This is a genomic window from Microvirga tunisiensis (assembly GCF_009296175.1).
Taxonomy (GTDB): Bacteria; Pseudomonadota; Alphaproteobacteria; order Rhizobiales; family Beijerinckiaceae; genus Microvirga; species Microvirga tunisiensis.
The window spans coordinates 1-4,647 of the sequence record NZ_VOSK01000422.1; the positions used below are offsets into that span (position 1 = coordinate 1).

3 protein-coding genes and 2 pseudogenes are annotated in these 4,647 nt (G+C 58.7%); 3 read left to right on the forward strand and 2 right to left on the reverse strand.

Annotated features, from left to right (window positions below; all coding sequences use genetic code 11):
• Positions 1–382: 382 nt before the first annotated feature.
• Positions 383–652: pseudogene (locus tag FS320_RS38315) on the reverse strand (ATP-binding protein); the annotation flags it as partial.
• Positions 653–813: 161 nt separating this feature from the next.
• Between FS320_RS38315 and FS320_RS38320 the strand changes: the two are divergent.
• From FS320_RS38320 to FS320_RS38330, 3 genes are read left to right on the forward strand one after another with little or no spacing between them, the layout of a single operon-like run.
• Entirely contained in the window at positions 814–2,022 is a 1,209-nt protein-coding gene (locus FS320_RS38320) for a tyrosine-type recombinase/integrase (protein WP_152717525.1), read from the forward strand.
• A 53-nt stretch (positions 2,023–2,075) separates the two neighbouring features.
• Complete coding sequence (locus tag FS320_RS38325) at positions 2,076–3,008, forward strand: tyrosine-type recombinase/integrase (RefSeq protein WP_342211970.1); 933 nt, start codon at positions 2,076–2,078, stop codon at positions 3,006–3,008.
• Positions 3,005–4,036: a tyrosine-type recombinase/integrase gene (locus FS320_RS38330; protein WP_152717529.1), complete on the forward strand. Its 1,032-nt coding sequence runs from the start codon at positions 3,005–3,007 to the stop codon at positions 4,034–4,036. The genes FS320_RS38325 and FS320_RS38330 overlap by 4 nt, the downstream gene beginning before the upstream one ends.
• 91 nt (positions 4,037–4,127) lie before the next feature.
• On the opposite strand, the pseudogene FS320_RS38335 reads toward FS320_RS38330, so the two are convergent.
• A pseudogene (locus FS320_RS38335) lies at positions 4,128–4,520 on the reverse strand (ATP-binding protein); the annotation flags it as partial.
• Between the last annotated feature and the right edge of the window lie 127 nt (positions 4,521–4,647).

Here is a 4,647-nt window from a genome sequence, read left to right on the forward strand (position 1 = left end):
CTCCTGATCGAGCCGGCTCATGCGCTCCTCCGCGTCGTCCCGCGACACGGTAGGTCGACTTCAACCGGAGGCGACATCTCGTAAATCTGGCCGTCGCCTTACTCACAGGATCGCGCGTCGCGCTACAGCTGATGACAACTTGGCGAGTCGCGCGGGGGGATCTCACCCCCGCGCGCTCCCAGAACCGTACGTGACACTCTCGCGTCATACGGCTCCCGATGTTCGGCCATTTCCATGCAGAAAGCGCCAATGCGCAAACAGGTGCGGATTTCGCGGATCGTGAGCAGCCGTTTCACGCGATGGTGAGCGCTCATTTCATGGGATCGTGAGCAAGCATTTCACGCGATCATGAGCGGTCGCGTCGACCGATGGGGTGATGGAGTCAGGAGTTTGGGCCGCCGTCAAGAGGACGGGCTCTGACGTTCTGCTTTCTCATGCTTTCTCCGGCGAGTTGAAGGCGGTGGGCGTTGTGGACAAGACGATCCAAGATTGCGTCTCCAAGAGTAGGATCCCCAATCAGGTCATGCCATGCCTCCACGGGAACCTGGCTCGTGACGATGGTCGATGAGCGGCCGTGGCGGTCGTCGAGGATTTCCAGGAGATCGCGCCGCTCGGGCCCGGTGAGCACCGACAAGCCCCAATCATCCAGTAATGTTGCGCTGCACATTACTCGACTAACGTGCAGTGCGCAGAGATGTGGAGCTAGCACCGCAAGAGCCTGCAACTACGCGATTTTCCCGCGATACCACTCCACATAACTGAATCATCGTCCGCCTAGGATGACCGCTCCCCTAACCTCAACAGGAGAGCGTGATGCTTAAGGTTTTATTCCCGAAATCGTCTGGTGATTACGAATGTTCGCGCTTCGGCGCGGAGCTTGAATTCTTTGCCCGGTGGTTGCTCGCAGCAGGATATCTGACTGCTGCCGCAGGTCGCCATGTCCACCGATTGAAAAGCATCCTTGAGGCCACAGAGGCCCTTCAATGTGCCCAATCTGTGCACGAAGCCGAACTGGAAGAAGAGTTATCTCTCGTTCCTGGCGCTCTGCGCCATGCTTCCACCGAGCGTGCATATCGCCGCTTCCTCAAGGCAGAAGGACGGCTCGAAGAAACAAAGCCACAAGAGCCTGTGGAGCAGTTGCTGCTGCGATATCGAGAATACCTTCTAGACGTGAGGGGGTTAGCACCGGCGACGATTGTCCAGCATCTGGGAACGATCGAGGATTTTCTGTCCTTGACGGATGGACCGTCACAGGGCCTTTCCACACTGACATCCGAGCACGTCGAAAACTTCATCCATACCTTGAGCCGTAGGGTGCGGCGGCAAACGCTCCAGCACAAGGTTGCTCATCTGCGCGCCTTCCTGCGCTTTTGCGGCGATCGTGGTGAGACTGCGCGAGGGCTAGAGCGCATCGACACGCCAAGAACCTATCGTGGAGAATTGCCGCCTCGTGCCCTTAGTTGGGAGGTGATCGAAAAATTGCTCGCTTCGGTCGCCAGGACTGATTATCTCGGCCGCCGTGACCATGCGATCCTCCACCTCATGGCCTATTACGGTCTGCGACCTTCTGAGATCGCAGCGCTGACGTTAGACGCCGTCAATTGGAAGCGACGTACACTACGGGTAGAGCAGCGCAAGACTCGTTCCACCCTCGTTCTGCCTTTGGCTGACCAGACCTTTGAAATCCTCGACAAATATATCGCAGAGGGGCGTCCCCGCGACTTGGTGACGAACGTTCTGTTCCCAAAAGTGCGTAGCCCTGTGGGACCTCTGACGAGCTGGGGTGTATGCGACATCTTCTCCAAGCGGGCACGGGAAAGCGGCCTGCCGCTCGATGGTGTCTCATCATACGCATTGCGCCATTCGTTTGCCATGAGACTGCTCGGCCGCGGCGTTGGGGTAAAGACAATCGGTGACCTGCTCGGCCATCATAGCCTTGAGAGCACTTGTGTTTATCTTCGCATTGAGACGGACATGCTGCGTACGGTGGCTCTGCCCGTACCTGGCATTGCCGGCCTTTAAGGAGAACGGCAATGTTCACAGCCATCTCTCCGACCCCCTTGGATCAGCCGATTGTGGCATGGCTTGCCCACCAGCGAGCTCTTGGTCGCCGCTATTATCCGGAGGAAAGGGTTCTGGTGTCCTTGCGCGAATTTATCAGCCGCACCGGACAGGATCTTGATCGAGCAAGCTTCGATCGGTGGTGTGTCACATTCCCCCATCTGGCAAGCAATACTCTGCGGTATCGCCAGCGGGTTGTTCGCATGTTCTGCCTTTATCGACGGCGAAAGGAGCCGGGCTGCTTTGTTCCCGATCCCTTGTACTTCGCACGCCCTCAGCCTCACCGCCGTCCCGTTATCGTGGAGCCTGGGCAAATAGCCAAAATGCTGACGGCCGCCGACAATATGTCCGTCGCGTCGGGCTCGCCGCTGCGGCCTGCAGTTTATAGGATGGCTGTCGTTCTGCTGTACACGACCGGGATGCGTCGCGGCGAATTGTTGCGCCTTACATTGGCAGACTGTGAGCCAGAACGTGGAGTCTTGCGGGTTCGGGAGTCAAAGTTCCACAAATCGAGAATATTGCCGCTGTCGCCTGACGCACATGCCGAATTGGGCAGCTACCTAAGAAAACGTCTCGCCCCACCGTTCAGCCGGGATCCCGACACGCCTCTACTCATCAACACGGAAGGCGGGCTTCGCGCCTATACCGGAGCTGGGATCAGCGGTGGCATCCATTCTCTGTTCGAAACGGCAGGTGTTGAGGATAGCGAGGGCCGCCGCCCCCGCATCCACGACTTGAGACATAGCTTTGCCGTCGGCGCGCTCATTCGCTGGTACCTGGAGGGCGCCGATGTGCAATCGAATTTGCCGAAGCTGGCTCTCTACATGGGCCATGTGAGTATCGTGTCGACGGCATGTTATCTGCACTTCCTTCCGAAGCTGAGGGCGATCGCCAGCGACCGCTTTGAAGAGGCTTTCGGCGGCGTCGTCAGCGAGGCTGTGGCATGAAAAAACATCATTCCACCGCATTGGGCCGAAGCATGGCGCGCTTCTTTCAAGAATATCTTCCCGCTCTCCGCGGCATGAGCCATCATACGATCCAGAGCTATCGCGACACGATGGTCCTGTTCCTGCGGTTTGCAGCGGCAGAAACCAACGGATCCGTCGAAAGCCTTGAGGTCTCCGACATCAATGCCGACAAGATCGGTAGCTTTCTCACGTCGCTTGAGGTCGAGCGTGGCAACAGCATCGCAACTCGCAACGCTAGACTGGCGGCGATGCATACCTTTGCGAGGTTCCTGATCTCGGAGCATCCCGAATATATGGATACCCTGCAATTGGTAGTGACACTTCCCTTCAAAAGGGGGGCGCGAGTGGCACCTGTCGAATATCTCGAAGAGCCTGAAATAAAGAGCGTCCTGGCGCGCATCGACCGTCGCACTCCTTCAGGACGGCGGGATTACGCGCTGTTCTCACTGATGTTCAATACGGGTGCACGAGTGCAGGAAATCCTGAATCTTCGCATCTGTGACCTTCGTCTGGTATCGCCTTGTCAGGTGCGCCTGCACGGCAAAGGCAACAAGGTTCGTCTTTGCCCGATCTGGCGTAGCACGGCTCAGCTTCTTCAGGATTTGATCAACACACTGCATCCGCCCTCAGACAATCCCGCCGAGCAAAGGGTCTTTCTCAACGACCGCGGCACACCGCTGACTCGGTTTGGCGTTCGATACTTACTGCGCAAATATGTTGATATGGCTGCGGGGGAGGAATCCACCCTAGCCGAAAAAAGCATCCACCCCCACTCCTTGCGGCACACGACGGCCATCCACCTTCTCAAGGCGGGTGTTGACATTGCCACCATCAGTCAATGGCTCGGCCACTCGGGGCTGAACGTAACGATGCGCTACGCGCGAGCCGATATCGATATGAAGCGGCAAGCGCTCGAACAAGTCTTTCCCGACGTAATGTCATCGGCAAAGGATCAGACGATCATCGCTTATGATGGCGGGATGTTAGGCTGGCTGCGCCGCTTATAGACGCTCAGTTATGTGGAGTGGTATCGCGGGAAAATCGCGTAGTTGCAGGCTCTTGCGGTGCTAGCTCCACATCTCTGCGCACTGCACGTTAATCGAGGATCAGCACCTGCACGCGACCGAGGGCCTTGAGCAGGCGGCCATAGCGCCCGTCGCCGCGCGCGAGCGCCAGCGCCTCGAACAGCCGAGGCACACGGTGGTAGAGCACCGAGCGGTTATCCCGGCAGGCCTTGTGACCGAGCGCGCAGGCGATCCAGCTCTTGCCCAGGCCGGCAGCCCCTGTGATCAGCAGGTTCTCCGCACGCTCAATCCACTCGCCGGCGATCAAGCGGGCAAAGACCGCACGATCAATGCCGCGCGGGGTTCGCCAATCGACGTCCTCGATGCAGGCATTCTGGCGCAGCGCCGCGAACTTGAGCCGGGCGGTAAGACGCTTGGTGTCGCGCTCGGCCGCCTCGCGGTCGACCAACAGCCCGATGCGCTCCTCTGTAGCGCGACGCGCGATCCTGTGAGTAAGGCGACGGCCAGATTTACGAGATGTCGCCTCCGGTTGAAGTCGACCTACCGTGTCGCGGGACGACGCGGAGGAGCGCATGAGCCGGCTCGATCAGGAG

Bases quoted from the DNA above. Each gene is read 5' to 3' on its own strand.
- FS320_RS38320 (WP_152717525.1), top strand. From the start codon at position 814: ATGCTTAAGGTTTTATTCCCGAAATCGTCTGGTGATTACGAATGTTCG.
- FS320_RS38330 (WP_152717529.1), top strand. From the start codon at position 3,005: ATGAAAAAACATCATTCCACCGCATTGGGCCGAAGCATGGCGCGCTTC.